This window comes from Pseudomonas sp. N-1-13 (assembly GCF_057787095.1).
Genome location: NZ_JBYNRI010000001.1, coordinates 3,778,373 through 3,804,059 on the forward strand (window position 1 = coordinate 3,778,373; position 25,687 = coordinate 3,804,059).

Sequence of the window (25,687 nt, forward strand, 5' to 3'; positions counted from 1 at the left end):
GTTGTGTTGAACTGATTATTGGTTAACTGTGCGGCTTCGGGCTTGATGCCCGCCCCTTGATCAGCAGCGAACCTCTCATGCACACCCTCGCTCAACTGCGCGCCGGCCAGCTGTCGGGCATCAAACGGCTGGATCTGTCCTGCGGCCTGACACAGTTCCCCCGGGAAATTTTCGACCTGGCCGACTCGCTCGAAGTCCTCAATCTCAGCGGCAACCAATTGACTGCGCTGCCCGATGATCTGCATCGGTTGCCCCACCTGCGGGTGTTGTTCTGCTCGGACAACCACTTCATTGAATTGCCCGAATGCCTGGGTCGCTGCGCGGCATTGACCATGGTCGGTTTCAAGGCCAACCGCATCGAACGCGTGCCCGGCGCTGCCCTCCCTCCGCTATTGCGCTGGCTGATCCTGACGGACAACCGCATCAGTCTGTTGCCGCAAGAGCTCGGCCAACGCCCGCACTTGCAAAAGCTCATGCTGGCCGGCAACCGATTGCGACAGTTGCCCACGAGCCTGAGGCAGTGCCATCGTCTCGAACTGCTGCGCATCGCCGCCAACCAATTGACCGAGCTGCCGCAATGGTTGCTCGAGTTGCCAAGCCTGAGTTGGCTGGCCTATGCCGGCAACCCGCTGGAAACCCAGGCCAACGCCGACCTCCTGGCGAGGACGACGCCCATCGACTGGTCGCAACTGAACGTGCATCAACAATTAGGCGAAGGCGCTTCGGGGGTGATTCATCAGGCGCTATGGCAACCACCGGGTCAGGTCGCGCGACACGTCGCGCTCAAACTGTACAAAGGCCAGATGACCAGCGACGGCTCGCCATTGCATGAAATGCACGCCTGCATCACCGCAGGTCGTCATCCGAACCTTATCGACGTGCTGGGCCAGATCAACGGGCACCCCGAGCAACAGGCCGGACTGGTGATGGACCTGATCGCGCCCAGCTACCGCAACCTGGCGGGGCTGCCGAGCCTGGAGTCCTGCACCCGCGACGTGTATGCCGACGCACTGCGTTTCAGCGCTCCCGTGGCCTTGCGCATCGCCCTGGGCATCGCCTCGGTGGCGGCGCACCTGCACCGCCAGGGCATTACCCACGGCGATTTGTACGGGCACAATATTCTGTGCAATGACCAGGGCGACTGCCTGTTGGGCGACTTTGGCGCGGCGTCTTTCCACGCCACTGCCGACACAGTGCAACCCCGTGCGTTACAACGCATCGAAGTGCGAGCATTCGGGATTCTGTTGGGGGAATTGCTGGCGCGGATCGAACCGGGGCTCAATGCTGAGGAACTGGCAACGTTGCAGGATCTGCAGGCGCGCTGCTGTCAGCCGCAGGTGCTGGGGCGGCCGGGGTTTGAGGAGATTGAAGGCTTACTGCGCGACTGTGGCGAAGGAACAGGCTCCCTCGCCACAGGGGGTTGTGGTGCTTAACCGGCCAACCCGACAAACATGTCCTGCACGTCGTCGTGATTGTCCAGGCCCTCCAGGAACGCCTCGACTTCGGCCATCTGCTCGTCCGTCAGGCCACTGACCGGGTTTTTCGGCTGGTAGCCGAGCTTGGCGGACAGCACGGTGAAACCTTGCTCCGGCAGCGCCTTCTGCACCGCATCCAGGTCTGAAGGATCAGTGAGGAACAGCGTCGCGCCGTCTTCGCCCGGTTCGAAATCCTGGGCGCCGGCCTCGATGGCGGCCATTTCCGGATCAGCGTCGGGGCTGTCCGGGGCGGCTTCGATCATGCCGACATGGTTGAAGTCCCACGCGACCGAACCCGAGGCGCCCAGTTGGCCCTTGCGAAACGCAACGCGAATCTCGGCGACGGTACGGTTGATGTTATCGGTCACGCATTCGACGATCAGCGGCACCTGATGCGGTGCGAAGCCTTCGTAGGTCACACGATGGTACTGCACGGTTTCGCCGAGCTGGCCGGAGCCTTTCTTGATCGCGCGCTCCAGGGTCTCGCGGGGCATCGAGGCCTTTTTCGCCTGTTCGACCACCAGTCGCAGATGCGCATTGGTGGCAGTGTCAGCGCCGTTGCGCGCGGCAATGGTGATTTCCTTCACCAGCTTGCCGAAGATCTTGCCCTTGGCGTTGGCAGCCGCTTCTTTGTGTTTAACCTTCCACTGTGCGCCCATTACTCACTCTCTTGTCTGTCGCGCCGAGACATCTGCTGGCCGGCGCTGTGACGCAAGTTTATACGGCCTAAACCGGCTGATCGACCAAAAAATCACCGCCGATGAATCAACATTTCCCCGACGTGCTGTAGGGAGTTTCTGAAATGGCGATTTGGCCCCCCCTTTCCTCCTGCGGTTTCGTACTCTCGTGAACTTATCTCCCCAGCCAGTAAGAACCGCGATGCGCAACGAATCGGAAAGTCCTTTCAGCCTGACCCTCACGCAAAGCGATTTGCGCCTGCAAGTCCTGAGGTTTAACGGTCGCGAAGCGCTCAACCAGCCATACCGTTTCGACCTTGAATTGATCGGGCTGTCGCCGCCGATCAATCCCGACACGTTGCTGGACCAGCCTGCCTTCCTGCGCCTCGATGGCGAATGCGGTGTGCATGGCGTTGTGCACAGCGTCGGCGTGACGAGCCATGCCCCACAGCGCATCGGCTATCGCTTGACGCTGGTGCCGTATCTCCAGCGTCTGGAACAGGGCCCACGGCGACGGGTTTTCTACCGGCTCAGCGCTGTGCAGATCCTGCATCGACTGCTGGAAGACAATGCGCTGCCGGCCCACAGCTACCGCTTTGAACTGCCCCATGGGCAGTACCCGTGCCGTCCGTTCTGTATCCAGTACGAGGAGAGCGATCTGGAGTTGCTGCACCGGTTGTGTGAAGAAGAAGGCATTCATTACCACTTCGAACACACCGTTCATGGCCATGTCCTGGTGTTCGCCGAAGACCCGAAAAGTTTTCCCGCCCGTCCGGTCGAACTGAACCTGCGCCCTGATCCCGGCCAGCAACCAGCCCTCAGGCAGGTGTACCAGCGACACTGCGCAATGACCCATGGCCTGCCGGCCGGTTTCAGTGATCGCGACACAAGCCAAGCCGGAGACAGCGCGGCCAATCACGCCTTCGAAGGTGAAAATCACGAGACGATACGCAGCAATCCGACGTTGGCTCATCGTTACCAGGCCGGCCGCCGCAGACTTGAGCGGCTGCGCTGTCGACAGCGGGAAATCCAGGGCCAGAGCCACCAGCCCTTCCTGCGCAGCGGTCATATCGTGCAGATCAGTGAACATCCAGAGTCCACTTTCAACGACCAGTGGCTGATCACCGATATCCAGCATCGCGGGCGGCAATTTTCCATCCTTGAAACCAATCTGTCGCCCACACCGGCGACCCGCGATTACCGTAACCGGTTTTCGGCCATCCCATGGTCCACCGTATTCAGGCCTGCCCTCAAGCATCCAAGACCCTGCATCCCCGGCTATCACCTCGCGTACGTACTCGACCCTGACCATCAGCCGACACGCCCCGATCACCGCGGCCGTGTCACTGTCAGCCTGTGGACCCCGGATAACGAAGGCATCACCCTGCCGGTGTCACGCCTGACGCTGAATGAGCGGCCCGCCCTGAGGACCGGCAGCGTAGTGCTGGTGAGCTTTCTCGATGGTGACCCCGACCGACCGGTGCTATGCCTGGGGGTAGGCGATGTCGGCGGTGGGCAGCCCGCCATACAAACGAAACCGGTGCAGGGTCAAAATGACACAAGGCTGCTATTGGACTGGCTCCTGAATCCGCCAGACCTGACACCCTGACCTCCTTGCGTGACCAGGGCGCTTACTCCCGCGCGGCGGCGCAACAGCCGCCATCCTGTGAATGCATTGATCGGGGTTGTCCATACTGGCGAAACTGATCTGGCTCAAGCGAACCCGAAAAAACGGGCTTACAGTAGGAGCACTACGCCGCATAAGACGGTGCTCTACCTGATGACTGGAGATACCTGCATGCCCTGGAAAAGCTCGGAAAACCGCTACAGTACCGTCACGGTCGCCCTGCATTGGCTGATGCTGATTCTACTGGCCGTGGTTTATGCCTGCATCGAACTGCGAGGGATATTCCCCAAAGGCAGTGACGGCCGGACCCTGATCAAAGAAGCTCACTTCATGCTCGGCCTGACCGTGTTTGTGCTGGTCTGGCTACGCCTGTTCGCCCGCAGCATGGGGAAGGCTCCAGCCATCTTTCCCGCCTCGCCTGCCTGGCAGACCTTCCTTGCCCACCTGATGCACTGGGCGTTGTACCTGTTCATGATCGCCATGCCATTGCTGGGGTGGCTGATCACCAGTGCCGAAGGGCATCAGGTGATGTTCTATGGTTTCGATTTGCCACTGCTGATCGATCAGGACAAAGACTTTGCCAAACAACTGGAGGGCTGGCATGAGTTGGGAGGCACCATCGGCTACTGGCTGATTGGCCTGCATGCCTTGGCGGGTCTGTACCACCACTACATCGTGCGCGATAACACCCTGCTGCGGATGATGCCCAAACGCGGTTGACGCTGGTTATTCAAACCCTCGGCGGCCTTGCAAGCCGCCGGTGTGAACGAAAATCAAGCGGGTACCACGGGCAAACTGTCCGGCCTCGACCCGCGCCTTGAGCAGCATCAACGCCTTGCCGGTATACAGCGGCTCCAGTTCGATGGCGCCAGTGGCGTGGATGAAGGCGACGAGTTCGGCGTCGACCCGGGCGAAGCCGCCACGGCTGCCGTCGAACAACTCATAACGCGGGTTGCAGAGACCTGCTTGCCCCACGATGCTTTCGACCTGCTGCGCCACGCCGTGATCCGCAGGCACAGCCAACACGCCGTAGACCGGGTGCTCCCCCGCTTCAGCCAACACCAGCCCCGCCAGGGAGGTCCCGGTACCGCAGGCCAGCCACCAGCCGTGATAATCCACCCAGCCCAACGCCGCCAATTGTTCACGGGCCCCGGCCACCCAATCCATGCAACCCTGCGCGCCGGACAACCCTGAACCGCCCTCAGGCACCGGATGCAGGTGCGGGTATTGCGCCTGCCAGGGTTGCCAGAAATCCGCGGCGTGCCGCCCTCGGTATCCGCCATAACCCAGCCAGTGCAGATCCATGTCGAACGCTTTGAGGTCAAGGACCGTCGGCGTTTCCTGGGGATGGCCGCGCAACAGCCCGACCGTTGGGAACCCGAAGCGCTTGCCAGCCGCTGCCAGCGCATGCAGATGGTTGGAATAGACACCGCCCAGGCTCATGATCCCCTTGGCACCGGCCTCATGGGCAGCGCGCAGATGGTGAACCAGCTTGAACCACTTGTTGCCGCTGATCAGGGGGTCAATCTGGTCCAGACGCAGCACCGCCACTTCAACTCCGGCACGGGCGAGCCAGTCCAGATGAAGGAGTTCCAGGCGGGGTTGGGGGTGCCAGTCGAGGCAGGAAAGCAACATTGCAGCAGGCCGAGTCGGGACGAGCCGCAAGTTTAACAGCTAGGTCGCGGATGACCTCAGTGCCTGTGTTCATTGCAACCCCTTGTGGGAGCGAGCCTGCTCGCGATAGCGGTGGGTCAGTAAACACTCATGCAACTGACTCATCGCTATCGCGAGCAGGCTCGCTCCCACAGTGGATCCAGGCGCCCACAGATTCGGTGTCTTACAACTGCGCCGCCAATCGCGAACCCTGATTGATCGCCCGCTTGGCATCCAGTTCTGCCGCTACGTCGGCACCGCCAATGAGGTGGACGGTTTGCCCTGCGGCTTCCAGGCCTTGCTGCAACTCGCGCAACGGATCCTGGCCGGCGCAGATCACGATGTTGTCCACGGCCAGCACCTGCGGCTCGCCGGTTTCACCGATGCGAATGTGCAAGCCTTCGTCATCGATTTTCAGGTACTCGACGCTGTTGAGCATCTGCACCTGCTTGTTCTTCAGGCCCGTGCGGTGAATCCAGCCGGTGGTCTTGCCCAGGCCGTCGCCCACCTTGGATTTCTTGCGCTGCAACAGGAACACTTGCCGCGCCGGGGCATGGGGCTCGGCTTTGATACCCGCCACACCGCCGCGCGCCTGGAGCAGGATATCGATCCCCCATTCTTTCCAGAACGCTTCACGGTCCTGGCTGGTGGCAACCCCTTGGTGGACCAGGAACTCCGACACGTCGAAGCCGATACCGCCGGCCCCGATCACCGCGACGCTGCGGCCCACTGGCTTGCGCTCCAGAATCACATCCAGGTAGCTGAGGACCTTGGCATGCTCCACCCCGGGAATCGCCGGCACTCGCGGTGCGATACCGGTGGCCAGGATGATCTCGTCAAAACCGCCCGCGACCAATTGCGCCACATCCACCCGCGTGTTGAGACACAGCTCGACGTGGCTGGTCTGCAACTTGCGCTTGAAATAACGCAGGGTTTCAAAGAACTCTTCCTTGCCCGGCACCCGCTTGGCGATATTGAACTGGCCACCAATTTCGCTGGCCGAATCGAACAGCGTCACCTGATGACCCCGTTCGGCCGCCACGGTAGCAGCGGACAAACCGGCCGGACCGGCACCGACCACAGCGATTTTTTTCACCTGGGTGACCGGCAAGTAATTGAGCTCGGTTTCATGGCACGCCCGCGGGTTCACCAGGCAACTGGTGAGCTTGCCGCCAAAGGTATGGTCCAGACAGGCTTGGTTACAGCCGATGCAGGTGTTGATTTCATCCGCGCGCCCGGCGGCAGCCTTGTTGACGAACTCCGGATCGGCCAGGAAAGGCCGCGCCATGGACACCATATCGGCGTCGCCTTCGGCCAGGATCTGCTCGGCCACTTCCGGGGTGTTGATGCGGTTGGTGGTGATCAGCGGAATACTCACTGAGCCGCGCAGTTTGGCTGTGACCTTGCTGAACGCCGCCCGCGGAACCTTGGTGGCGATGGTAGGAATCCGCGCCTCGTGCCAGCCGATACCGGTGTTGATGATCGTCGCCCCGGCCTGCTCGATGGCTTTGGCCAACTGAACGATTTCATCCCAACTGCTGCCACCTTCCACCAGGTCGAGCATCGACAGGCGAAAGATAATGATGAAGTTGGGGCCGACCGCCTCACGCACCCGACGCACGATTTCCACCGGCAGGCGCATGCGGTTTTCATAGCTGCCGCCCCAGCGATCGGTGCGGTGGTTGGTATGGGCCGCCAGGAACTGGTTAATGAAATAACCTTCCGAACCCATGATCTCGACACCGTCGTACTCGGCTTTCTGGGCCAGGACCGAACAGGTGACAAAATCACTGATCTGCTTTTCGATGCCCTCTTCGTCCAGCTCCTTGGGCTTGAACGGGTTGATCGGTGCCTGGATCGCGCTCGGCGCCACCTGCTTGGGGCTGTAGGCATAGCGCCCGGCGTGGAGAATCTGCATGCAGATCTTGCCGCCGGCCTCATGTACGGCACGGGTCACAATCTGGTGCTTGAGGGCTTCTTCCTCGGTGGTCAGCTTGGCCGCGCCGGAGTAAACGCCACCCTCGTCATTCGGCCCGATTCCGCCGGTGACCATCAGCCCCACGCCGCCACGCGCGCGCTCGGCAAAATACGCCGCCATGCGCTCGAAACCACCGGGCTTTTCTTCAAGACCCGTGTGCATCGACCCCATCAGGGTGCGATTGCGCAACGTGGTAAAACCCAGGTCCAGCGGGGTCAGCAGGTGCGGGTAATGAGGGGTGGTCATCGATAACTCCACAACGGGCGATCACGGAAAAAATGCGGAGGCTCTGCGGCTTCCATCAGTCATGCCAGACAGCCTAAGAGCGGGAAGCTGCGTGCTCAATGGCCGTAACTGACAACTTAATGATCCAAATGCGCAACGCCCCTTGGCAACACCCCATCGTGGGCCCTACCCTAGTCAGCGAATCCGCACACGGCCGCTGACTGTTCCCCATGCGCAAATTTCTGTACCTGCTGTTGTCACTGGCCTTGATTGCCGCCCTGATCACCTACGCACTGTGGACGGTGGATCGTCCGGCGGGTCATTACCTGTCAGACCTTCGCATCAACCTGGCGGTGAACCAGGGCACCCCTGCCGATCAAGGCAACTTGCTGGGCATCCAGCCCGAACTTTTCCCCACCGACTACCAGAGCCCCGAACGCCTGCACCGCAAACTGGCGGCCTATCTGCAAACCGCTCGTGACCTGGGCTTGCTCAATGACAAAACCGTGGTGGTCTTGCCCGAGCACATTGGCACCTGGTTGATGATCGTCGGGGAAAAAGACGAGTTGTATCAGGCCGCCACGTTGAAGGAAGCGATGAACTGGCTGGCGGTCAGCAACCCGCTGGCGTTCATCCAGGCGCTGGTCAGCGCAAAAGGTGACAACCGGCTGGACGATGCTTACCTGCGCATGAAAGCCGACACCATGGCCCGTGACTACCAGGCACTGTTCGGCGGACTCGCCAAGGAGTTCGGCGTGACTCTGGTGGCCGGCTCCATCGTGCTGCCCGAGCCAAGCGTCAGCGATGGCCAACTGAAAGTGGGCCGGGGCCCGTTGTACAACAGTAGCTTGGTGTTCGGCCGCGACGGTCGGCCGCTGGGCCAGCCACAGCGCCAACAGCACCCCATGTTCGAGCAACAGGGCGTGCTTGGGCCAGACCATCCGGACACAATCAGCGTCGTCGACACCCCTGCCGGTCGCCTGGGCGTGCTGATCGGCAGCGACAGTTGGTACCCGGTTCATTATCGGCAGTTGAATGAACAGGGTGCGCAATTGGTGGCAGTGCCTGCCTTTGTCAACGGTCGCAATGCCTGGGAAAAACCCTGGAGTGGCTATAGAGGCCTGTCCACACCGAGCGAAGTCAGCCTCAAGCCTGGGGAAGTGAGTGAAGGCCAGGCCTGGCATCGCCTGACACTGACCAGCCAGCCGCCCAGCAGCCAGGCCAGGGGCGGCGTCAGTGTCTTCCTGCGAGGTCAGTTCTGGGACAACGGTAGCGCCGGGCAGAGTTTCATCAGCCATAACGGCGAGCATTTTCCCGACGGTGAAGCTCGTGGCGCCCGTCTGCTGAACCTGTGGCTGTAACACCATGAAACCGCAACCGATGCGACTGGGAGACTTGTCAGTCAGCTTCGTCCATAGCCTGGCCGACGCGGTTGCCAGCCATGGCCACGATCCCCAGCCTTTGCTTGAACAATACGGTCTGGATGCGGCACGCCTGGCCGAGCCCGGGGCTCGTCTGTCGATCCCGCGCTACATGCGCCTGGGGCACGCCGCCATCCAACAGACCCAGGACCCTGCCTTGGGTTTGCGCATGGGCCAACTTAGCCGCTTGAGCCAGGCCGGGCTGGCAGGCGTGACGGCGGCTCAGGCACCGACGGTGCGCGAAGCCGCGCGGTGCATGATCCGCTTCGAGCCGCTGTACGGCTCCAACTATCGCGGTCAGTCGAGTTTTCATGAAGATGCCCGAGGCGCGTGGCTGCGGTTCTATTCCATCAGCCCCTATAACGCCTACAACCGCTTCGTCGTGGATTCGATCATCGCCGGCTGGCTGGCGCAGCTGTCCTGCGTGAGTGCTGTCGCGTTGAGGGCTGAACGTGTGGAAATCGAGTTCGAAGCACCGGCATACCTGGAGGCCTATCGCGCGCTCGGTGACTGCCCGATCCAGTTCGGTGCCGAACATAATCAGCTACGCCTGGGACTCGACAGTCTCGCCCAACGCAACCCCCAACATTGCCCCGGCACCTGGCGACACCTGGTTCAGTTGTGTGAACGGGAACTGGAGCAATTGACGCGCACCCGCAGCCTGCGCGAGCGCATCATCCAACTGCTGGGGCCCTTGCTCAACGGCGGTCGGGAACCCGATCTGGAAGAAGTGGCGGCGCGTCTGAAGCTGCCGACCTGGACACTGCGTCGCAAACTGGCCGAAGAAGGCACGCAATTTCGCGCAATCCTCAACGACACTCGCCGCGACCTGGCCATGACCTACATTCGCGACACTGAACTGGCGTTCGGTGAAATCGCGTACCTGCTGGGGTTCGCCTCAGCGGAAGCCTTTCAACGCGCCTTCAAGCGCTGGAACAACCAGACTCCGGGCGAGTTTCGGCGCAGTCGTAGAAGCAGTTAGGCTGCAAACCTGCCGCTGATAACGTGTCGTTTTTAGCGGATTTACAGCTCTGTTGCATCCTCGGCGGGTTCCAGGGGATCAAGCTCATACGCCTGATATTCCAGCAGCTCTTCCTGATAATCATCCATCTTGAATCCTTCCCATAACGTAACGTTGAAACCGATGCCTGATGGCGCTGGAATCAGCATAAAGCCGCTTTATGAACAAAACATGAAGCAAAAGCTTCATGAATTAAACGTAGCACAGCGCTGGGAAATTACTGCGTGCAGGTGTGGCAAGGGATTTCCACCCTTGCCACTGAGCATCAAGAGGCGGGAAGCGGCTGGATCGGCTCGGAGGGGGCCGGCAAGGCGCTGGAGGGTGGCGGTGTAATGGCTTGCGTCGACGACTCAGGCTCTGATAGTTGAGGCTCGCTGGGTGCGATGGGCGCGGGCTCTGCCGGCGGCGCGACCGGCTCCGAACTGGCCGGAGAAGTCTCGGCAGGCGCGGGCGTGGCCTCCTCCACCGGCGCGACTGGCGCTGGTGCCGGTTCGGGAGCCGATTCGGGAGCCGGCTCCGGCTCTGGAGCAAGAGCAGGTACAGGAATCGGTGCCGGCTCTGGTGCAGGAACAGGCATCGGTGTCGGCTCCGGAGTAGAAACCGGTGACAACGCCGCCGGCTCGACCTGGGGTTCCGGAACGCCAAGCTCAGCCTTGGGTTTTTCGGTTTCTTCCACGGGTTTCTTCGCCTCGGGAGGCAGGAACAACTCCACGAGGGCAAAGAAACGCTCATAGAACTTCGCCGACGACACGGTTTCGCTGGCGACCTTGACCATCGAATCATCGGACGAGCCGATCGGCATCGACACCGATCCCAGCACCCCCACGCCCAAGCTGGCGGAGTTGTTGGTTTTTTTCAGCGCATAACGGTCCTGCAAGGCGTTGGCAAACATGGTCGCACGGTGTCCGGGACCACTGTCTTGCGCACAGACCAGATTGAAGCTGATCTCCATATGGGTTTCGCCGGTCTGCTGAAAACTCTTGTGACCGCTGACCAGCTTCGGATCGCTACTGGTAATGATGTAGCCCTGGCTGAGCAATGCCCGGCGCCCGGCTTCGCAGGTCGCCGCATCATTCACTGAATAGGAACGCGAGAACGTACCGGAGTCATCGAAGTTTTCATGCTCGTAGATAGCGGTTTTCTTCGACGAGCAACCGGCTGCAGCGGCCAGCACCAGTGCCAGCCCGACGGTGCGCATAGGGAATGATTTGAACATTGAACATCCTGAGGAAAACGATCCGGGGCGTATTGTGCAACAGAACGCTGCCAGGCCGCGTGGCTAATCTTGTCTCAAACGGGTTACAAGTCTACTGGGGGTTATTTGCGGGAAAAAGACGCGAATTCGGTGGAGCGACGAAGATACTGCCCGATGCAACAAGCAGACACAAAAAACCCGGCCTTTCGGCCGGGTCGTTGTGGGGCAAACCATCAGAGCACTTAGAAGCGCTCGATGTCCGCCTCACTCTCCAACTGCTTGCGATAGGCAGCGAAGTCCTGCTGGCCGACACGAGAAGCCAGATAACGGCGGTATTGCGCCTTCTCCTCATCGCTCGGTGCCGCCGCTTCGTTCACGCCGTTCAAACGCACGATGACCAGACTGCCATCGGGCAACGTCACACTGCTGAACGTCGGCTTGTCTTTCGATTCGGGTTTAGGCATCCGGAACAATGCCTGCAACACCGCCGGATCAATCCCTTCCTGGCTTCGAGTCGCCGCCTCGATGACCTTCCATTTCTGACCGTCGACAGGTTGATCCAGGGCCGTCTTGCCATCGCGCAAACCGGCAATCAACTCCTCGGCCCGGGTCTTGGCCGCCGCACTGGCATGTTCCTTCGCCAGTTGAGCGCGAATGGCCCCGTCCACGCTTTCCAGTGGCATTTGCTCGGGCTTGCGGTGCTCCTTGGCACGCAGCACCACCACGGTTTCCGGGTCCAGCTCGATGGCGGTGCTGTTTGCACCCTCATCCAGTACCTCCGGGCTGAACGCGGCGGTCACCACGGCGCGGTTGGCCGCGATCCCCTCCCCACCCTCACGGCCGAACGGCGCCGAAGTGTGGACGGTCAGTTTCAGGTCCTGAGCCGGCTGTGCCAGGTCGGAGGCTTCGAAAGAGGCATCCTCCAGTTGCTTGGTCGCCTCCACGAAACGCTGCTCAACCTGCTGGGTTTTCAGCTCGCGAACAAGCTTGTCCTTGAGGCTGGCAAACGTTGGCACTTCAGGCGCTTCGACTCCCAACAACTTGATCAGGTGAAAACCGAAATCGGTACGCACCGGTGCCGATACCTGATCCTTGCTCAACGCATACAGAGCCTTTTCGAACTCCGGATCGTAGACACCCGGACCGGCATAACCGAGATCGCCGCCGCTGTTCGCCGAACCTGGGTCCTGGGAGAACTCCTTGGCCAACGCCTCAAACGATTCGCCTTTGGCCAAACGAGCCTGAATCTCTTCGATCTTCGCCTTGGCCTGGGCTTCGGTGACCTTGTCGTTCACTTCGATCAGGATGTGCGCAGCACGACGCTGTTCGGACAGGTTCGCGATTTCTTTCTGATAGGCCGCTTGCAGGTCTTCATCCTTGACGCTGACCTGATCGAAGAAAGAAGCCTTCTTCAGCTCAAGGTAGTCGATGACCACCTGGTCGGGCGTCATGAATTCCTTGGCATGCTTATCGTAGTAAGCCTTGACCTCATCATCGGTCAGTTTGACCGTCGACGAGTCGGCCTGGATATTCAAGGTGGCGAAATCCCGGGTCTGTTTTTCCAGACGGGCGAAGGCCAACACCTGGGCGTCGGTGACAAAACCACTCCCCGCCAGACCTGCGCGCAACTGGCCGATCAGCATCTCCTGAGCCAGCATCTGACGAAATTGCATGCGGCTGTAACCCAGCTGGCGGATCACCTGATCGAAACGCTCGGCGCTGAATTTGCCATCGACCTGAAACTCAGGCGTTTGCAGGATCACTTGATCCAGCGCCGCTTCGGAGAAAGCGAATTTCGAATCTTGCGCGCCTTGCAGCAACAGCTTGCGATCGATCAGGCCTTTGAGCGCTGAGTCGCGCAGCATTTTTTCGTCCAGCAACGAAGCGTCGAAATCCTTGCCCAACTGTTGCATGAGCTGGCGGCGTTGCATGTCGACCGCCTGGCTCAGCTCGTTCTGGCTGATCTCTTCGCCGTTGACCTTGGCTGCGTCATTACTGTTGGTGGTAGCTTGAAAAATGGCATCGAAACCGGTCAACGCCATCAATACGACGATGACCCCGATGATGGTTTTGGCAATCCAGCCTTGTGAATTGTCCCTGATATTCTGCAGCATGCGTCCCCCAGAAACGGTTGAACTTCAAATTTAGGCAACCGTGGAGCGTGGGTAGAATCCGGATAGAAGAAAGGCGCATCCGAGGATGCGCCTTCTCGTAACTGGCGGAGCGGACCGGACTCAAACCCGCGAGTCCTGGCGTGACACACCGGCTACAAACCGGCTGTATGACCGCTCCGCTGCCAAGCCAGGCATGACCCCGACCCGGATAAACTCGGTGAAACCTTAGTCGTTAACAGCTTCTTTCAATGCCTTGCCAGCTTTGAAACCAGGCTTTTTGGCAGCAGGGATTTCCAGCGTTTGGCCGGTCTGCGGGTTGCGGCCGGTACGCGCTGGGCGATCAGTCACGGAGAAGGTGCCGAAACCAACCAGAACTACGGAGTCGCCGGCCTTGAGAGCGCCAGTGACGGATTCGATTACAGCGTCCAGCGCACGGCCAGCAGCAGCTTTCGGGATATCAGCGGATGCAGCGATAGCATCAATCAGTTCCGACTTGTTCACTCTAAGTCCCCTTATATCTATTTGAGATGATTCTAAGTTTTTTTGGTGAAAGCAAAAACGAGTGCTGAATGGCCTACAGACACTTAAGAGCCGCTTTATAACAAGGGCTCTAAAAAACTGTCAAGGAAGCCCCCCAGGCAAATGCGTATTAATGCGTGCTAATTCTTTCCTTAGAGTCAGACTCTCGCTTGTCTTCCTTCGCGACTATCTCCGGAGCCACATCCGGCAAGGGCTCCGGCGCGTATTGCAGCGCAATTTGCAGGACCTCGTCAATCCATTTAACCGGTTTGATCTGAAGATCCTGCTTAATGTTGTCAGGAATCTCCTTCAAATCGCGGACATTCTCCTCGGGAATGATCACGATCTTGATCCCGCCACGGTGAGCCGCCAGCAGTTTTTCCTTCAGACCGCCGATGGCCAATACCTGGCCACGCAGGGTGATTTCACCCGTCATGGCGACGTCGGCGCGCACAGGAATGCCGGTCAGCGCGGATACCAGGGCCGTGCACATGCCTACGCCGGCGCTCGGGCCGTCCTTGGGCGTAGCCCCTTCAGGCATGTGGATATGGGTGTCGCGCTTCTCGTGGAAGTCCAGGGGGATGCCCAGGCTCCGGGCGCGGCTGCGCACGACCGTCAGCGCTGCGGTGATCGACTCGACCATCACATCGCCCAGCGAACCGGTCTTGATCAGTTGACCCTTGCCCGGTACCACGGCCGCTTCGATAGTCAGCAACTCGCCACCGACCTGAGTCCACGCAAGGCCAGTCACCTGACCAATCTGATCCTGCTGCTCGGCGAGGCCGTAGCGGAACTTGCGAACACCCAGGAAGTGCTCCAGCAGGTCCGAAGTAACCTTGACCGCGAAGCGTTTTTCCAGCGCATGCTCTTTGACCGCCTTGCGGCAGACCTTGGCAATTTGCCGCTCCAGACCACGCACACCCGCCTCGCGAGTGTAGTAGCGGATAATGTCGCGAATCGCTTCCTCGTCAAATTCCAGCTCGCCTTTTTTCAGGCCGTTGGCCTGGATCTGCTTGGGCGAAAGGTATTTGACGGCGATGTTGATCTTCTCGTCTTCGGTGTAGCCCGGCAGACGGATCACCTCCATCCGGTCCAGCAGTGCTGGCGGAATGTTCATGGAGTTGGAGGTGCAGAGGAACATCACGTCCGACAGGTCGTAGTCGACCTCCAGATAGTGATCGTTGAAATTGTGATTCTGCTCCGGATCGAGCACTTCGAGCAGCGCAGAAGCGGGATCGCCGCGCATATCGCTGCCCATCTTGTCGATTTCATCCAAAAGAAACAGCGGATTGCGCACGCCAACCTTAGTCATCTTTTGAATCAATCTTCCTGGCATCGACCCGATATAAGTGCGGCGATGCCCCCGAATTTCCGCTTCATCGCGCACGCCACCGAGAGCCATGCGCACGAATTTACGATTGGTCGCGTGGGCAATCGACTCTGCCAGCGATGTTTTACCGACCCCGGGAGGCCCCACCAGGCACAGTACCGGCCCGCGAATTTTCTTCACGCGTTTTTGCACGGCGAGGTATTCGAGGATACGTTCCTTGACCTCTTCCAGACCGTAATGGTCGGCATCGAGAATATCTTCGGCGCGGGCCAGGTCCAGACGGACCTTGCTTTGCGCCTTCCAAGGCACCTGAACCAGCCAGTCGATATAGGAGCGCACCACAGTGGCTTCGGCAGACATAGGCGACATTTGCTTGAGCTTGTTCAGCTCGGCCTGGGCCTTGGCAAGTGCATCCTTGGGCAGGCCCGCGGCATCGATGCGCTTTTTCAGCTCTTCGATTTCGTTGTGCCCTTCGTCACCATCGCCAAGTTCCTTCTGAATGGCCTTCATCTGCTCATTCAGGTAGTACTCGCGCTGGCTACGCTCCATCTGCTTCTTGACGCGACCACGAATGCGCTTCTCGACCTGCAGTAGGTCGATTTCGCCATCCAGCAGTGCCAGCACGTGTTCGACACGGGCAGACAAATCGATGATTTCGAGAATTTCCTGCTTCTGCTCGATCTTGAGGGCCATGTGGGCCGCCATCGTATCGACCAGCCGTCCAGGTTCGTCGATGCTGTTAAGCGACGACAGGACCTCAGCAGGCACCTTCTTGCCCAACTGCACGTATTGTTCGAACTGCGACAGAAGACTGCGGACAAACACCTCAGACTCACGCTCGGGCGCGTCCACTTCGTCGATCAGCGACACTTCGGCCCGGCAATGGCCGTCCACTTCGCTGAAACGCTCGACCGTGCCACGCTGCTCACCTTCGACCAGGACCTTGACGGTGCCGTCGGGCAGCTTGAGCAGCTGCAGAACTGTTGCAATTGTGCCTACGCGATAAAGTGCGTCTTCGCCGGGATCATCGTCAGCAGGATTTCTCTGCGCCAACAGAAGAATCTGCTTGTCACCCGTCATCGCAGCCTCGAGGGCTTCGATAGACTTCTCGCGCCCCACGAACAGCGGGATAACCATGTGCGGATAAACCACGACATCACGCAATGGCAGGAGAGGCAATTCGATGGTTGTCTTCATGATTTCGCCTCTACGGCGGCCACAAGGCCGGAAACAGATGGAAGTAAGCTTGAAACCAAGATGGGGGCAGCCTTGAAAAAAAACAAGCGCAAAGACACGTCTAAAACGCGCAAAAAGCAAAGGGGCCCGAAGGCCCCTTCTTTATTCCGGCACCGGGACGCTTAAGCGTCCGGCGCGGCCTTGGCAGCCGGCTCTTTGTTTTCGTAGATATACAAAGGCTTGGACTTACCTTCTATAACGCTTTCATCGATCACGACTTTACTCACCTCAGACTGCGAGGGGATCTCATACATCGTGTCGAGCAATACGCCTTCCAGAATCGAGCGCAACCCACGGGCACCGGTTTTACGCTCCAGGGCTCGTTTGGCAACCGATTTCAGCGCGTCGGAACGGAACTCCAGGTCTACACCTTCCATTTCGAACAGCTTGGCATATTGCTTGGTCAGGGCATTCTTCGGCTCGGTCAGAATCTGCATCAGTGCAGCTTCATCCAACTCGTCCAGTGTCGCCAGGACCGGCAAGCGACCCACGAATTCCGGGATCAGACCGAACTTGACCAAATCATCAGGTTCGACTTCACGCAGGGATTCACCGACCTTCTTACCCTCTTCCTTACTGCGCACTTCGGCGTTGAAACCAATGCCGCCACGGGTGGAACGGTTTTGAATAACCTTTTCCAGGCCGGAGAACGCGCCACCGCAGATGAACAGAATGTTACGCGTGTCGACCTGCAGGAACTCCTGCTGCGGATGCTTGCGACCACCCTGAGGCGGAACGGAAGCCACGGTACCTTCGATCAGCTTGAGCAAGGCCTGCTGCACGCCCTCGCCGGAAACATCCCGGGTGATGGACGGGTTGTCGGACTTGCGGGAAATCTTGTCGATTTCGTCGATGTAGACGATACCCATCTGGGCCTTTTCCACATCGTAATCGCACTTCTGCAGCAGTTTCTGAATGATGTTCTCGACATCCTCACCCACATAACCCGCCTCGGTAAGGGTGGTTGCGTCGGCGATGGTGAACGGAACGTTCAGCAAACGGGCCAGGGTTTCGGCAAGCAGGGTTTTACCCGAGCCTGTCGGGCCGATCAGCAGGATGTTGCTCTTGCCGAGTTCGACCTCGTCATTCTTTTTGTCACGTTGGTTCAGGCGCTTGTAGTGGTTGTACACCGCTACGGCCAGTACCTTTTTCGCGCGCTCCTGACCAATGACATATTGATCAAGGATGCCGCTGATTTCTTTAGGCGAAGGCAACTTATGCGCGCTGCTTTCGGCCTGGGCTTCCTGCACCTCCTCGCGGATGATGTCATTGCACAGGTCGACGCACTCGTCGCAAATGAAGACCGAGGGGCCGGCAATCAATTTGCGTACTTCATGCTGGCTTTTGCCACAGAAGGAGCAATAAAGCAGTTTGCCGTTGTCCTCGCCGTTGCGGGTGTCAGTCATTCGATCGATCCAAATCCGATAGGCTTGCAACACAAGATGAAGGCAATTGCGGGCTTTTTCAAGCCCGCAGGCGGCCGGTCATCCCAACCACCTGCATTTTGAGCGGCTTAGGCAGGCATTTGACGCTTGTTGATCACGGAGTCGATCAGGCCATATTCGGCCGCACGCTCAGCGCTCATGAAGTTGTCACGCTCGGTGTCACGCTCAATGGTTTCGAGGCTTTGGCCGGTGTGATGGGCCAGCAGCGAGTTCAGGCGCGAACGAATGTGGAGGATTTCCTTGGCATGGATGTCGATATCCGACGCCTGCCCCTGGAAACCACCCAACGGCTGGTGAATCATCATGCGCGAATTAGGCAGGCAGTGACGCTTGCCCGCTGCGCCACCGGCGAGCAGGAATGCGCCCATGCTGCAGGCCTGGCCGATGCAGATGGTGGAAACGTCAGGCTTGATGAACTGCATGGTGTCGTAGATCGACATGCCTGCTGTCACCGAGCCACCAGGTGAGTTGATGTACAGATGGATATCCTTGTCCGGGTTTTCCGCTTCAAGGAACAGCAGTTGCGCCGCAACCAGGTTGGCCATGTAGTCTTCAACGGGGCCGATCAGGAAGATGACGCGTTCCTTGAGCAGACGCGAGTAGATGTCATAGGCACGTTCGCCACGGGCAGACTGCTCGATAACCATCGGGACCAGGCCGCCTGCGGCTTGGATGTCAGAGTTCTGCTGATAAAAAGAATTGCGGGACATGTCTCGCAGTCACTCCCAAATAGTTATGTCTTGAATACGCATAAGCCAGCGCGAAGGCTGGCTTATGGGTGTGTATTTCTTACCGCAGAACGATCAATCGGCTTGTGGAGCTTCCACCGGCTTGACCGCTTCTTCGTAAGAGACCGCTTTATCGGTCACGCTAGCTTTCTGCAGAACAGTATCCACAACTTGTTCTTCCAGCACAACCGAACGGACTTCGTTCAGTTGCTGGTCGTTCTTGTAGTACCAGGACACGACTTGCTCAGGCTCCTGATAGGCCGAAGCCATTTCCTGGATCAGCTCGCGAACGCGGGCTTCGTCAGGCTTGAGTTCGAACTGCTTGACCACTTCAGCAACGATCAGGCCCAGCACAACGCGGCGCTTGGCTTGCTCTTCGAACAGCTCAGCGGGCAGTTGGTCCGGCTTGATGTTGCCGCCGAACTGTTGAACAGCCTGTACACGCAGACGGTTCACTTCGTTGTCCAGCAGAGCCTTTGGCACTTCGATCGGGTTGGAGGCCAGCAGACCGTCCATGACCTGGTTCTTGACCTTGGACTTGATGGCCTGACGCAGCTCACGCTCCATGTTCTTGCGAACTTCGGCGCGGAAACCTTCCAGACCGGTTTCCTTGATGCCGAACTGGGCGAAGAACTCTTCGTTCAGCTCTGGCAGTTTCGGCTCGGAAACGCTGTTGACGGTCACGGTGAACTCGGCGGATTTACCAGCCAGGTCCAGGTTCTGATAGTCCTCAGGGAACGTCAGATTCAGAACGCGCTCTTCACCGGCCTTGGCGCCAACCAGGCCATCTTCGAAGCCAGGGATCATGCGGCCAGAGCCCAGCACCAGCTGAGTAGCCTTGGCGGAACCACCGGCGAACACTTCACCGTCGACCTTGCCGACGAAATCGATGTTCAGTTGATCTTCGTTCTGGGCAGCACGATCGGCCACTTCGAAACGGGTGTTCTGCTTGCGCAGGATGTCCAGCATCTTGTCCAGGTCGGCATCCGAAACATCGGCGCTCAGACGCTCGACGGAGATGGACTCGAAACCGGCAACCGTGAACTCAGGGAACACTTCGAACGTGGCGATGAACTCCAGGTCCTTGCCCTTTTCCAGCACTTTAGGCTCGACGGACGGAGCACCGGCCGGGTTCAGCTTCTGCTCGACGACCGCTTCGTAGAACGAAGACTGGATCACATCGCCCACGGCTTCCTGACGTGCGTCAGCTTCATAACGCTGACGGATCACGCTCATTGGCACTTTGCCTGGGCGGAAACCTGGGATTTTGGCCTTTTGGGCAGTCTGCTGCAGACGCTTGTTGACCTGAGTCTCGATGCGCTCAGCCGGCACGGTGATGCTCATGCGGCGCTCAAGAGCAGAAGTATTTTCAACAGAAACTTGCATGGATATTCCTCGTTGCACAGACGTTGGCCGGGCGTTTCCGACCCCAGAATCAAGGGCATGCATTCTAGTAGGTCAAACTCAAGAAGTCACCCTACTGAAAAAGGGCTGGAAACAGGCGCCGAATTTAGGAGCGGACATACGGTCATGCCTCGCCCGGTTTGCAAATACAGTCGATCACTGCAAGGCTCTGGGTCAATGCTTCTATATATAGGAGCAGCAAACCCGCGCGCCCGGCATCCGGTCTCGCGAGGAGACCAACGGGCATGCCGCGCATCATCAGGAAACACAATCGTGACGACCCGGGCACCCCGCACAACCCTGAACCAGGGCCGGCGACAAAAAATCATGAATACAAAAACGGCGCAGCCCTCTTCAGGTACTGCGCCGTTCTCTGCTATTTAAATAGCGACTTGTATGGTGCGGACGGAGAGACTCGAACTCTCACACCTTGCGGCGCTGGAACCTAAATCCAGTGTGTCTACCAATTCCACCACATCCGCGTATCAAGCTTTTAAAGCAAAGGCGCCAGACTGTTAATCTGGCGCCTTTCTAGAATATGGGGTGGACGATGGGGATCGAACCCACGACAACGGGAGTCACAATCCCGTGCTCTACCAACTGAGCTACGCCCACCATATTGCCTTGTTGCCTTACTTGTGCCAAAGCTGCCTAATTGGCGCACCCGGCAGGACTCGAACCTGCGACCATCCGCTTAGAAGGCGGATGCTCTATCCAGCTGAGCTACGGGCGCCTTTTTAATCTGTATTCTTGGACGATTACAAACTAAGTGCTTTCAGTGTTACCGAGTTAAAACAACCAACTCTGCTCCACCTTCTTAACCAGTGCTAGGCTGTGCCCGACAAGTGCGACGAATGTTATAGACGGCCTGATAGGTCGTCAACTCTTTTTTAAAAAAAATTCATTTAATTAAAGGGGTTAGGGGAATTTGCAGACCAAGCGCCTTTGCCCTCACGCCTCGGCATGCGAGAATGCGTTCTCTTTTTTTCCCCTCTCGATGGTTAACCACGCGCAATGACTGCACAACTTATCGACGGCAAATCGATCGCCGCCAGCCTGCGCCAGCAGATCGCCCAACGAGTCACCGAGCGTCGCCAGCAAGGCCTGCGCACGCCCGGCCTGGCGGTGATCCTGGTCGGCAGCGATCCTGCCTCTCAGGTTTATGTCTCGCACAAGCGTAAAGACTGTGAAGAGGTCGGCTTCCTTTCCCAGGCCTACGACCTGCCTTCCGAAACCACTCAGCAAGCATTGGCTGATCTGATTGATCGCCTGAACGACGACCCGAACATCGACGGCGTTCTGCTCCAACTGCCCCTGCCTGAACACCTCGACGCCTCCAAACTGCTGGAGCGTATCCGCCCGGACAAAGATGTCGACGGCTTCCATCCTTATAATGTCGGTCGCCTGGCCCAGCGTATCCCGCTGCTGCGCCCCTGCACCCCCAAAGGCATCATGACGTTGCTGGAAAGCACCGGCGTGGACCTGTACGGTCTCGATGCCGTGGTGGTTGGCGCGTCCAACATCGTTGGCCGTCCGATGGCCATGGAGTTGCTGCTGGCCGGCTGCACCGTCACCGTGACCCATCGCTTTACCAAGGACCTGGCTGGACACGTCGGCCGCGCCGACCTGGTGGTCGTTGCCGCCGGCAAGCCTGGCCTGGTGAAGGGCGAGTGGATCAAGGAAGGTGCCATCGTGATCGACGTGGGCATCAACCGCCAGGACGATGGCAAGCTGGTCGGCGACGTGATCTACGAAACCGCCCTGCCCCGTGCAGGCTGGATCACTCCAGTCCCTGGCGGCGTAGGTCCGATGACCCGTGCCTGTCTGCTGGAAAACACCTTGTATGCGGCGGAAACGCTGCATAGCTGATACGCCTTTTCAGCGCAGTTCCAATCCCTGTGGGAGCGAGCCTGCTCGCGATAGCTTTGTCTCAGCCTTCATCCATGCTGACTGACACACCGCTATCGCAAGCAGGGTCGCTCCCACAGGAGTTTTTGCGCCCTTCATTAAACTTTATTTAATCGCAAGCCCCGGCGGTACAGGCATATGGCGCTGTCGTCGCCCATACTCATAAAATGCAGCGCTTTTTTAACAAGCCATTGCTGCACGGCACCTTCAACTCTATCGAGTCTACTCGCGTGAAAATCCGTCTTTCTATCCTCAGCCTGTTCATCGCTTTCACAGGTACCTTTATCACGCAGAATGTCGAGGCGCAGGAAACCATCGCCGCCCCGCGAGACACCTCAAAACTGCAAGTCGCCTCGGGCAGCGCGATACTGCTGGACTTGCAGACGAATAAAGTCGTTTATGCCAGCAATCCCGACGTAGTGGTGCCCATCGCTTCGGTGACCAAATTGATGACCGGTCTGATCGTGCTGGATGCCAAGCAGGATCTGAATGAATACATTTCCATGACCATCGCCAATACACCGGAGATGAAGGGGGTATTTTCCCGGGTCAAGCTCAACAGCGAACTGTCACGCCGGGACGTGTTGCTGATTGCCCTGATGTCGTCGGAGAACCGCGCCGCCGCCAGCCTCGCCCACCACTACCCGGGCGGGTACGCAGCGTTCATCGCGGCCATGAACGCCAAGGCAAAGGCGCTGGGCATGAGCAGCACCCACTATGTCGAGCCCACAGGCCTGTCGATTCACAACGTATCCACCGCCCGGGACCTGACCAAACTGCTGATCGCGGCACGCAAATATCCATTGCTGAGCGAACTGAGTACCACCAAGGAAAAGACCGTAACCTTCCGCAAACCGGTTTATAGCCTGGGCTTTCGCAATACCGACCACTTGGTCCATAAGGCTGGCTGGGACATCCAGCTGACCAAGACCGGCTTCACCAATCAGGCCGGCCACTGCCTGGTACTGGTGACGAAAATGAGCAATCGACCGATGGCCCTGGTGGTGCTGGATGCGTTTGGGAAATACACCCACTTCGCCGATGCCAGCCGGATCCGTAGCTGGGTGGAAACCGGCAAAAGCGCCAGCGTCCCTGCCGCGGCCCTTCAATACAAGGCGGCCAAGAACCTCAAGAGCCGCCAAACCGGTGTAGTCGAGGCGTCGAATTAATTAACCTGGCAAACAAAGCCCCGATTCATCGGGGCTTTGTTTTATTCAAGGTTTTAGATCACCCAACGGGTCATACGCTCTGGAATCGGGCTCCTCCTGCTCATCCTCTTCGTCCAGAGGCGCCTTGGCGGGGCCTATCGGATCGACTTGAGGATCGCCAAGATCCGGCGAGTCGGGATCAAACCCCAAATCATCGCCAGAAGAATGTTCGGAAGAATGTGGCCCCGTAGGTGTTTTCGACTGTGCCATGCTTTTCTCCTCGCAAGCATGGGCCGGATATTCCGGCCCTGAGGTTAGGAGCCTCTGGCATGGCGGGTGGTGCCCGACAAGTGACGAACGGGGGTGAGATCAGTGTGGGCTGCTCAGGGCTTGAGTCGCCCGGGCCGCTGCCTGCTCCTGCCCTGCCCCGGCCAGTTCGCCCGCAGCTTTCAGCCAGCGCTGAGAGTCTACCTTGGCCGGGAGCTGCGTAGGTCGCTGGACCAATACCGCCCAGCCTCCAGCATCCTTGAGAGCCGACTCAAACCCACTGAAGCTCATCAGCAGCCGCCGGTTCATCCCTGATCGCAGCAAGACCGTCTGCTTTTGGCGGTCATAACCGACGAGAATGCCGTACCTGGGCCCAGACCAGAAAGCCGACCCCTCCGTATAGCGCACCAACACGGGATAACCTGCCGCGACTTGCTCCAACAGTGCCGGCAGTTCGCTGTCGAGGGGGTACACCACCAGCCCATATTCTCGCGCCAGGGTCTGCAGGTTCTGCTGCAAATGAGCCTCGCCTTCCGGCAGATGCAGAGGCTTCTCCAGCAGCCCCGGGGTGATTACCGTGCCTTGCAGCGTCAAGAGGCTGGCCAGCGACTGGGGGCCACCCTGGTACATCTCACCGCGAAAAAACGGCACGCTGTTGAGTTCCACCCGCTCGGGCAGGCGCTGAATCTGCGGCGACACACTGCCTGCGCAACCCGCCAGGGCCGCCAGGCAGGCCGTCACCAGTACCAGTGATCGAAAAGAGGAAATTACCGGAAACATTAGGACTCTCTTGTTAAGGCACCCGACATCGGGCCAGGCAAGGGCCGTCGATCATAAGGTGCAGACAGACGTGGGTATAGCCTTAAACAGCAGTCCCATCGCGGCGATAGAACGAAGCGGTCCGTCTGTCATCAATACCGATCGATTCCCTGCAACACTTTAGCGACTAGACTGTCCATTGTAACGAGTGCGTCGCCCTGAACTTGGGCAGAAGGAGGCACAGATGAGCCTGACCACAACAATCCTGATGCTGATATTCGGCTGGTTAAGCGTCGCCACAGCCATGCTGTGGGGCGTTTTGCGCATTGCACGCCGCCATCATCCTGCGCCACGACCAGCGCGGGCGGAAAAAGCACCAAAACCGGCCAGGCGCCACGCCGCCGCACACTGACCGTCCCGCCGCCCTTCAAAAATCCAAAAAAAAGCCGCCCGGGCATGGACCCGGGCGGCTTTTGAGTGCCTGTAATCAGGCTTTGTCAGCCAACGCCTTTTGCTGACGGCGACGCGACATCATGTTCAACACCTCAATCGCTGCCGAGAACGCCATGGCTGCGTAGATATAGCCCTTGGGCACATGAGCACCAAAGCCTTCGGCGATCAACGTCATGCCGATCATGATCAGGAAGCCCAGCGCCAACATGACCACTGTCGGGTTGTCGTTGATGAACTTGGCCAGCGGCTCGGCCGCCAGCAACATCACCAACACCGAGATCACGACGGCGATGATCATGATCGGCAGATGCTCGGTCATGCCCACGGCGGTAATGATGCTGTCGATGGAAAATACCAGGTCCAGCATTAGGATCTGACCGATCGCAGCGGCAAATCCGAGGGTCACGCCGGAGGTGGCGGATTTCGGATCATTCGGTGCCGGGTCCATGCTGTGGTGGATCTCGGTGGTGGCTTTCCACAGCAGGAACAGGCCGCCGGCGATCAGGATCATGTCCTTCCAGGAGAATGCCTGACCGAGGATTTCGATAACCGGCTCAGTCAACTGCACGATGAAAGCAATGGTGCTCAACAAGCCCAGGCGCAGGATCAGCGCCATGCCAATGCCGATACGCCGCGCCTTGGCGCGGTGCTGTTCGGGCAGTTTATTGGTCAGGATCGAAATGAAGATCAGGTTATCGATGCCAAGCACGATTTCCATGACGACCAGAGTCGCCAGCGCGATCCATGCAGTGGGGCTGGCAGCGAGTTGTAAAAGATAATCCATGGGTCAGTCCTGACTCGATATGACGGGGTTAAATGGTTTGGGTGGAGGTTTCGGATTCTTCAGCCTCATCCGCCGGCTGCTTCTTGGGGCTGATCAACCCGCCAGTGGCCTCGCTGATCGCCTGTTCGGCAGCCTTATGGGTGTCATCGATTGCCTGCTTGGCCGTTTCCGCGGCTTGCCCCATCAACTGCTGGGCACTTTTTTCGGCCTGTTCGCAGCCAACAAGGGCGATTGAAGACACTGCCAACAAGGCCGCCAAACCCAGGGTTTTGTACGTCATGGATAAATGCCTCTCAGGGTTAAACAGAGCACCAAAGGTG

General features: G+C 58.9%; 23 protein-coding genes and 3 tRNA genes. 8 read left to right on the forward strand and 18 right to left on the reverse strand.

Going from position 1 to position 25,687, the window contains the following annotated elements; all coding sequences use genetic code 11:
- Positions 1 to 77: 77 nt before the first annotated feature.
- Positions 78 to 1,433 carry a leucine-rich repeat-containing protein kinase family protein gene (locus AC3I65_RS16905; protein ID WP_488524018.1) on the forward strand — a complete coding sequence of 452 codons (1,356 nt, stop codon included), beginning with the start codon at positions 78 to 80 and terminating at the stop codon, positions 1,431 to 1,433.
- Here the strand turns inward: AC3I65_RS16905 and AC3I65_RS16910 are convergent.
- Positions 1,430 to 2,134, reverse strand: coding sequence for a YebC/PmpR family DNA-binding transcriptional regulator (locus tag AC3I65_RS16910; protein WP_047228487.1), 705 nt, complete (start codon positions 2,132 to 2,134; stop codon positions 1,430 to 1,432). The two genes, AC3I65_RS16905 and AC3I65_RS16910, sit on opposite strands and share 4 nt — an antisense overlap.
- Positions 2,135 to 2,354: 220 nt before the next feature.
- Between AC3I65_RS16910 and AC3I65_RS16915 the strand changes: the two genes are divergently transcribed.
- Positions 2,355 to 3,761: a type VI secretion system Vgr family protein gene (locus AC3I65_RS16915; protein WP_076383974.1), complete on the forward strand. Its 1,407-nt coding sequence runs from the start codon at positions 2,355 to 2,357 to the stop codon at positions 3,759 to 3,761.
- Between the two features lie 189 nt (positions 3,762 to 3,950).
- Positions 3,951 to 4,499: a cytochrome b gene (locus tag AC3I65_RS16920; RefSeq protein ID WP_139049596.1), complete on the forward strand. Its 549-nt coding sequence runs from the start codon at positions 3,951 to 3,953 to the stop codon at positions 4,497 to 4,499.
- A 6-nt stretch (positions 4,500 to 4,505) separates the two neighbouring features.
- On the opposite strand, the gene AC3I65_RS16925 is transcribed toward AC3I65_RS16920, so the two are convergent.
- Both AC3I65_RS16925 and AC3I65_RS16930 read right to left on the reverse strand, forming a co-directional pair.
- Entirely contained in the window at positions 4,506 to 5,414 is a 909-nt protein-coding gene (locus tag AC3I65_RS16925; RefSeq protein ID WP_488524019.1) for a 1-aminocyclopropane-1-carboxylate deaminase/D-cysteine desulfhydrase, read from the reverse strand.
- A 202-nt stretch (positions 5,415 to 5,616) separates the two neighbouring features.
- A complete protein-coding gene (locus AC3I65_RS16930) occupies positions 5,617 to 7,656 on the reverse strand; it encodes an oxidoreductase (protein ID WP_488524020.1) in 2,040 nt (679 codons plus the stop codon).
- A 209-nt stretch (positions 7,657 to 7,865) separates the two neighbouring features.
- Between AC3I65_RS16930 and AC3I65_RS16935 the strand changes: the two genes are divergently transcribed.
- The gene (locus AC3I65_RS16935) at positions 7,866 to 8,996 is read left to right on the forward strand and encodes a carbon-nitrogen hydrolase family protein (RefSeq protein WP_488524021.1); all 1,131 of its coding nucleotides are present in this window, start codon (positions 7,866 to 7,868) and stop codon (positions 8,994 to 8,996) included.
- A 4-nt stretch (positions 8,997 to 9,000) separates the two neighbouring features.
- Positions 9,001 to 10,038, forward strand: coding sequence for an AraC family transcriptional regulator (locus tag AC3I65_RS16940; RefSeq protein ID WP_047228493.1), 1,038 nt, complete (start codon positions 9,001 to 9,003; stop codon positions 10,036 to 10,038).
- Between the two features lie 41 nt (positions 10,039 to 10,079).
- Here the strand turns inward: AC3I65_RS16940 and AC3I65_RS16945 are convergent, their stop codons facing one another.
- From AC3I65_RS16945 to AC3I65_RS16995, 11 genes are all read right to left on the reverse strand, one after another.
- The gene (locus AC3I65_RS16945) at positions 10,080 to 10,226 is read right to left on the reverse strand and encodes a hypothetical protein (protein WP_171061343.1); all 147 of its coding nucleotides are present in this window, start codon (positions 10,224 to 10,226) and stop codon (positions 10,080 to 10,082) included.
- A 116-nt stretch (positions 10,227 to 10,342) separates the two neighbouring features.
- Complete coding sequence (locus AC3I65_RS16950; RefSeq protein WP_047228494.1) at positions 10,343 to 11,293, reverse strand: DUF2242 domain-containing protein; 951 nt, start codon at positions 11,291 to 11,293, stop codon at positions 10,343 to 10,345.
- 221 nt (positions 11,294 to 11,514) lie between these two features.
- Positions 11,515 to 13,386, reverse strand: coding sequence for a SurA N-terminal domain-containing protein (locus AC3I65_RS16955; RefSeq protein ID WP_047228495.1), 1,872 nt, complete (start codon positions 13,384 to 13,386; stop codon positions 11,515 to 11,517).
- Between the two features lie 225 nt (positions 13,387 to 13,611).
- Positions 13,612 to 13,887: an HU family DNA-binding protein gene (locus AC3I65_RS16960; RefSeq protein ID WP_047228496.1), complete on the reverse strand. Its 276-nt coding sequence runs from the start codon at positions 13,885 to 13,887 to the stop codon at positions 13,612 to 13,614.
- Between the two features lie 148 nt (positions 13,888 to 14,035).
- Positions 14,036 to 16,432 (reverse strand): endopeptidase La, encoded by a 2,397-nt coding sequence (gene lon, locus AC3I65_RS16965; protein WP_076383967.1) that lies wholly within the window; start codon positions 16,430 to 16,432, stop codon positions 14,036 to 14,038.
- A gap of 161 nt (positions 16,433 to 16,593) precedes the next feature.
- Positions 16,594 to 17,877, reverse strand: a complete 1,284-nt coding sequence (clpX, locus tag AC3I65_RS16970) for an ATP-dependent Clp protease ATP-binding subunit ClpX (protein WP_047228498.1) — start codon at positions 17,875 to 17,877, stop codon at positions 16,594 to 16,596.
- Positions 17,878 to 17,984: 107 nt separating this feature from the next.
- Positions 17,985 to 18,626 carry an ATP-dependent Clp endopeptidase proteolytic subunit ClpP gene (clpP, locus tag AC3I65_RS16975; protein WP_256232966.1) on the reverse strand — a complete coding sequence of 214 codons (642 nt, stop codon included), beginning with the start codon at positions 18,624 to 18,626 and terminating at the stop codon, positions 17,985 to 17,987.
- A gap of 93 nt (positions 18,627 to 18,719) precedes the next feature.
- Entirely contained in the window at positions 18,720 to 20,030 is a 1,311-nt protein-coding gene (gene tig, locus AC3I65_RS16980; RefSeq protein ID WP_047228499.1) for a trigger factor, read from the reverse strand.
- 415 nt (positions 20,031 to 20,445) lie between these two features.
- Positions 20,446 to 20,530 (reverse strand) — tRNA-Leu (locus AC3I65_RS16985).
- 57 nt (positions 20,531 to 20,587) lie between these two features.
- Positions 20,588 to 20,663 (reverse strand) — tRNA-His (locus AC3I65_RS16990).
- 41 nt (positions 20,664 to 20,704) lie between these two features.
- Positions 20,705 to 20,781, reverse strand: a tRNA-Arg gene (locus AC3I65_RS16995).
- A gap of 281 nt (positions 20,782 to 21,062) precedes the next feature.
- Here AC3I65_RS16995 and folD point away from each other — a divergent pair.
- Both folD and pbpG read left to right on the forward strand, forming a co-directional pair.
- Complete coding sequence (gene folD, locus AC3I65_RS17000) at positions 21,063 to 21,917, forward strand: bifunctional methylenetetrahydrofolate dehydrogenase/methenyltetrahydrofolate cyclohydrolase FolD (RefSeq protein WP_047228500.1); 855 nt, start codon at positions 21,063 to 21,065, stop codon at positions 21,915 to 21,917.
- 269 nt (positions 21,918 to 22,186) lie between these two features.
- Positions 22,187 to 23,125 (forward strand): D-alanyl-D-alanine endopeptidase, encoded by a 939-nt coding sequence (gene pbpG / locus AC3I65_RS17005; RefSeq protein WP_047228565.1) that lies wholly within the window; start codon positions 22,187 to 22,189, stop codon positions 23,123 to 23,125.
- Positions 23,126 to 23,170: 45 nt separating this feature from the next.
- Here the strand turns inward: pbpG and AC3I65_RS17010 are convergent, their stop codons facing one another.
- Positions 23,171 to 23,374 carry a DUF6021 family protein gene (locus AC3I65_RS17010; RefSeq protein WP_316911971.1) on the reverse strand — a complete coding sequence of 68 codons (204 nt, stop codon included), beginning with the start codon at positions 23,372 to 23,374 and terminating at the stop codon, positions 23,171 to 23,173.
- A 99-nt stretch (positions 23,375 to 23,473) separates the two neighbouring features.
- Positions 23,474 to 24,151: a peptidase C39 family protein gene (locus AC3I65_RS17015; RefSeq protein ID WP_316911972.1), complete on the reverse strand. Its 678-nt coding sequence runs from the start codon at positions 24,149 to 24,151 to the stop codon at positions 23,474 to 23,476.
- Positions 24,152 to 24,374: 223 nt separating this feature from the next.
- Here AC3I65_RS17015 and AC3I65_RS17020 point away from each other — a divergent pair, with 223 nt between their 5' ends.
- Positions 24,375 to 24,542 (forward strand): hypothetical protein, encoded by a 168-nt coding sequence (locus AC3I65_RS17020; RefSeq protein WP_171061342.1) that lies wholly within the window; start codon positions 24,375 to 24,377, stop codon positions 24,540 to 24,542.
- A 75-nt stretch (positions 24,543 to 24,617) separates the two neighbouring features.
- Here the strand turns inward: AC3I65_RS17020 and AC3I65_RS17025 are convergent, their stop codons facing one another.
- Both AC3I65_RS17025 and AC3I65_RS17030 read right to left on the reverse strand, forming a co-directional pair.
- Entirely contained in the window at positions 24,618 to 25,367 is a 750-nt protein-coding gene (locus AC3I65_RS17025; protein ID WP_305466302.1) for a TerC family protein, read from the reverse strand.
- A 28-nt stretch (positions 25,368 to 25,395) separates the two neighbouring features.
- Complete coding sequence (locus AC3I65_RS17030) at positions 25,396 to 25,647, reverse strand: hypothetical protein (RefSeq protein ID WP_047228503.1); 252 nt, start codon at positions 25,645 to 25,647, stop codon at positions 25,396 to 25,398.
- Positions 25,648 to 25,687: the final 40 nt, after the last annotated feature.

Excerpts from the sequence above, each read along its gene's own strand:
- AC3I65_RS16935 (WP_488524021.1), top strand. The coding sequence starts at position 7,866 with ATGCGCAAATTTCTGTACCTGCTGTTGTCACTGGCCTTGATTGCCGCC.
- AC3I65_RS16930 (WP_488524020.1), bottom strand. The coding sequence starts at position 7,656 with ATGACCACCCCTCATTACCCGCACCTGCTGACCCCGCTGGACCTGGGT.
- AC3I65_RS17030 (WP_047228503.1), bottom strand. The coding sequence starts at position 25,647 with ATGACGTACAAAACCCTGGGTTTGGCGGCCTTGTTGGCAGTGTCTTCA.
- AC3I65_RS16910 (WP_047228487.1), bottom strand. The coding sequence starts at position 2,134 with ATGGGCGCACAGTGGAAGGTTAAACACAAAGAAGCGGCTGCCAACGCC.
- AC3I65_RS16940 (WP_047228493.1), top strand. The coding sequence starts at position 9,001 with ATGAAACCGCAACCGATGCGACTGGGAGACTTGTCAGTCAGCTTCGTC.
- tig (WP_047228499.1), bottom strand. The coding sequence starts at position 20,030 with ATGCAAGTTTCTGTTGAAAATACTTCTGCTCTTGAGCGCCGCATGAGC.
- AC3I65_RS16920 (WP_139049596.1), top strand. The coding sequence starts at position 3,951 with ATGCCCTGGAAAAGCTCGGAAAACCGCTACAGTACCGTCACGGTCGCC.
- AC3I65_RS17015 (WP_316911972.1), bottom strand. The coding sequence starts at position 24,151 with ATGTTTCCGGTAATTTCCTCTTTTCGATCACTGGTACTGGTGACGGCC.
- AC3I65_RS16950 (WP_047228494.1), bottom strand. The coding sequence starts at position 11,293 with ATGTTCAAATCATTCCCTATGCGCACCGTCGGGCTGGCACTGGTGCTG.
- AC3I65_RS16925 (WP_488524019.1), bottom strand. The coding sequence starts at position 5,414 with ATGTTGCTTTCCTGCCTCGACTGGCACCCCCAACCCCGCCTGGAACTC.
- AC3I65_RS16905 (WP_488524018.1), top strand. The coding sequence starts at position 78 with ATGCACACCCTCGCTCAACTGCGCGCCGGCCAGCTGTCGGGCATCAAA.
- AC3I65_RS16955 (WP_047228495.1), bottom strand. The coding sequence starts at position 13,386 with ATGCTGCAGAATATCAGGGACAATTCACAAGGCTGGATTGCCAAAACC.
- folD (WP_047228500.1), top strand. The coding sequence starts at position 21,063 with ATGACTGCACAACTTATCGACGGCAAATCGATCGCCGCCAGCCTGCGC.
- AC3I65_RS17025 (WP_305466302.1), bottom strand. The coding sequence starts at position 25,367 with ATGGATTATCTTTTACAACTCGCTGCCAGCCCCACTGCATGGATCGCG.
- AC3I65_RS16945 (WP_171061343.1), bottom strand. The coding sequence starts at position 10,226 with ATGCTGATTCCAGCGCCATCAGGCATCGGTTTCAACGTTACGTTATGG.
- lon (WP_076383967.1), bottom strand. The coding sequence starts at position 16,432 with ATGAAGACAACCATCGAATTGCCTCTCCTGCCATTGCGTGATGTCGTG.
- AC3I65_RS17010 (WP_316911971.1), bottom strand. The coding sequence starts at position 23,374 with ATGGCACAGTCGAAAACACCTACGGGGCCACATTCTTCCGAACATTCT.
- clpX (WP_047228498.1), bottom strand. The coding sequence starts at position 17,877 with ATGACTGACACCCGCAACGGCGAGGACAACGGCAAACTGCTTTATTGC.
- AC3I65_RS17020 (WP_171061342.1), top strand. The coding sequence starts at position 24,375 with ATGAGCCTGACCACAACAATCCTGATGCTGATATTCGGCTGGTTAAGC.
- AC3I65_RS16915 (WP_076383974.1), top strand. The coding sequence starts at position 2,355 with ATGCGCAACGAATCGGAAAGTCCTTTCAGCCTGACCCTCACGCAAAGC.
- clpP (WP_256232966.1), bottom strand. The coding sequence starts at position 18,626 with ATGTCCCGCAATTCTTTTTATCAGCAGAACTCTGACATCCAAGCCGCA.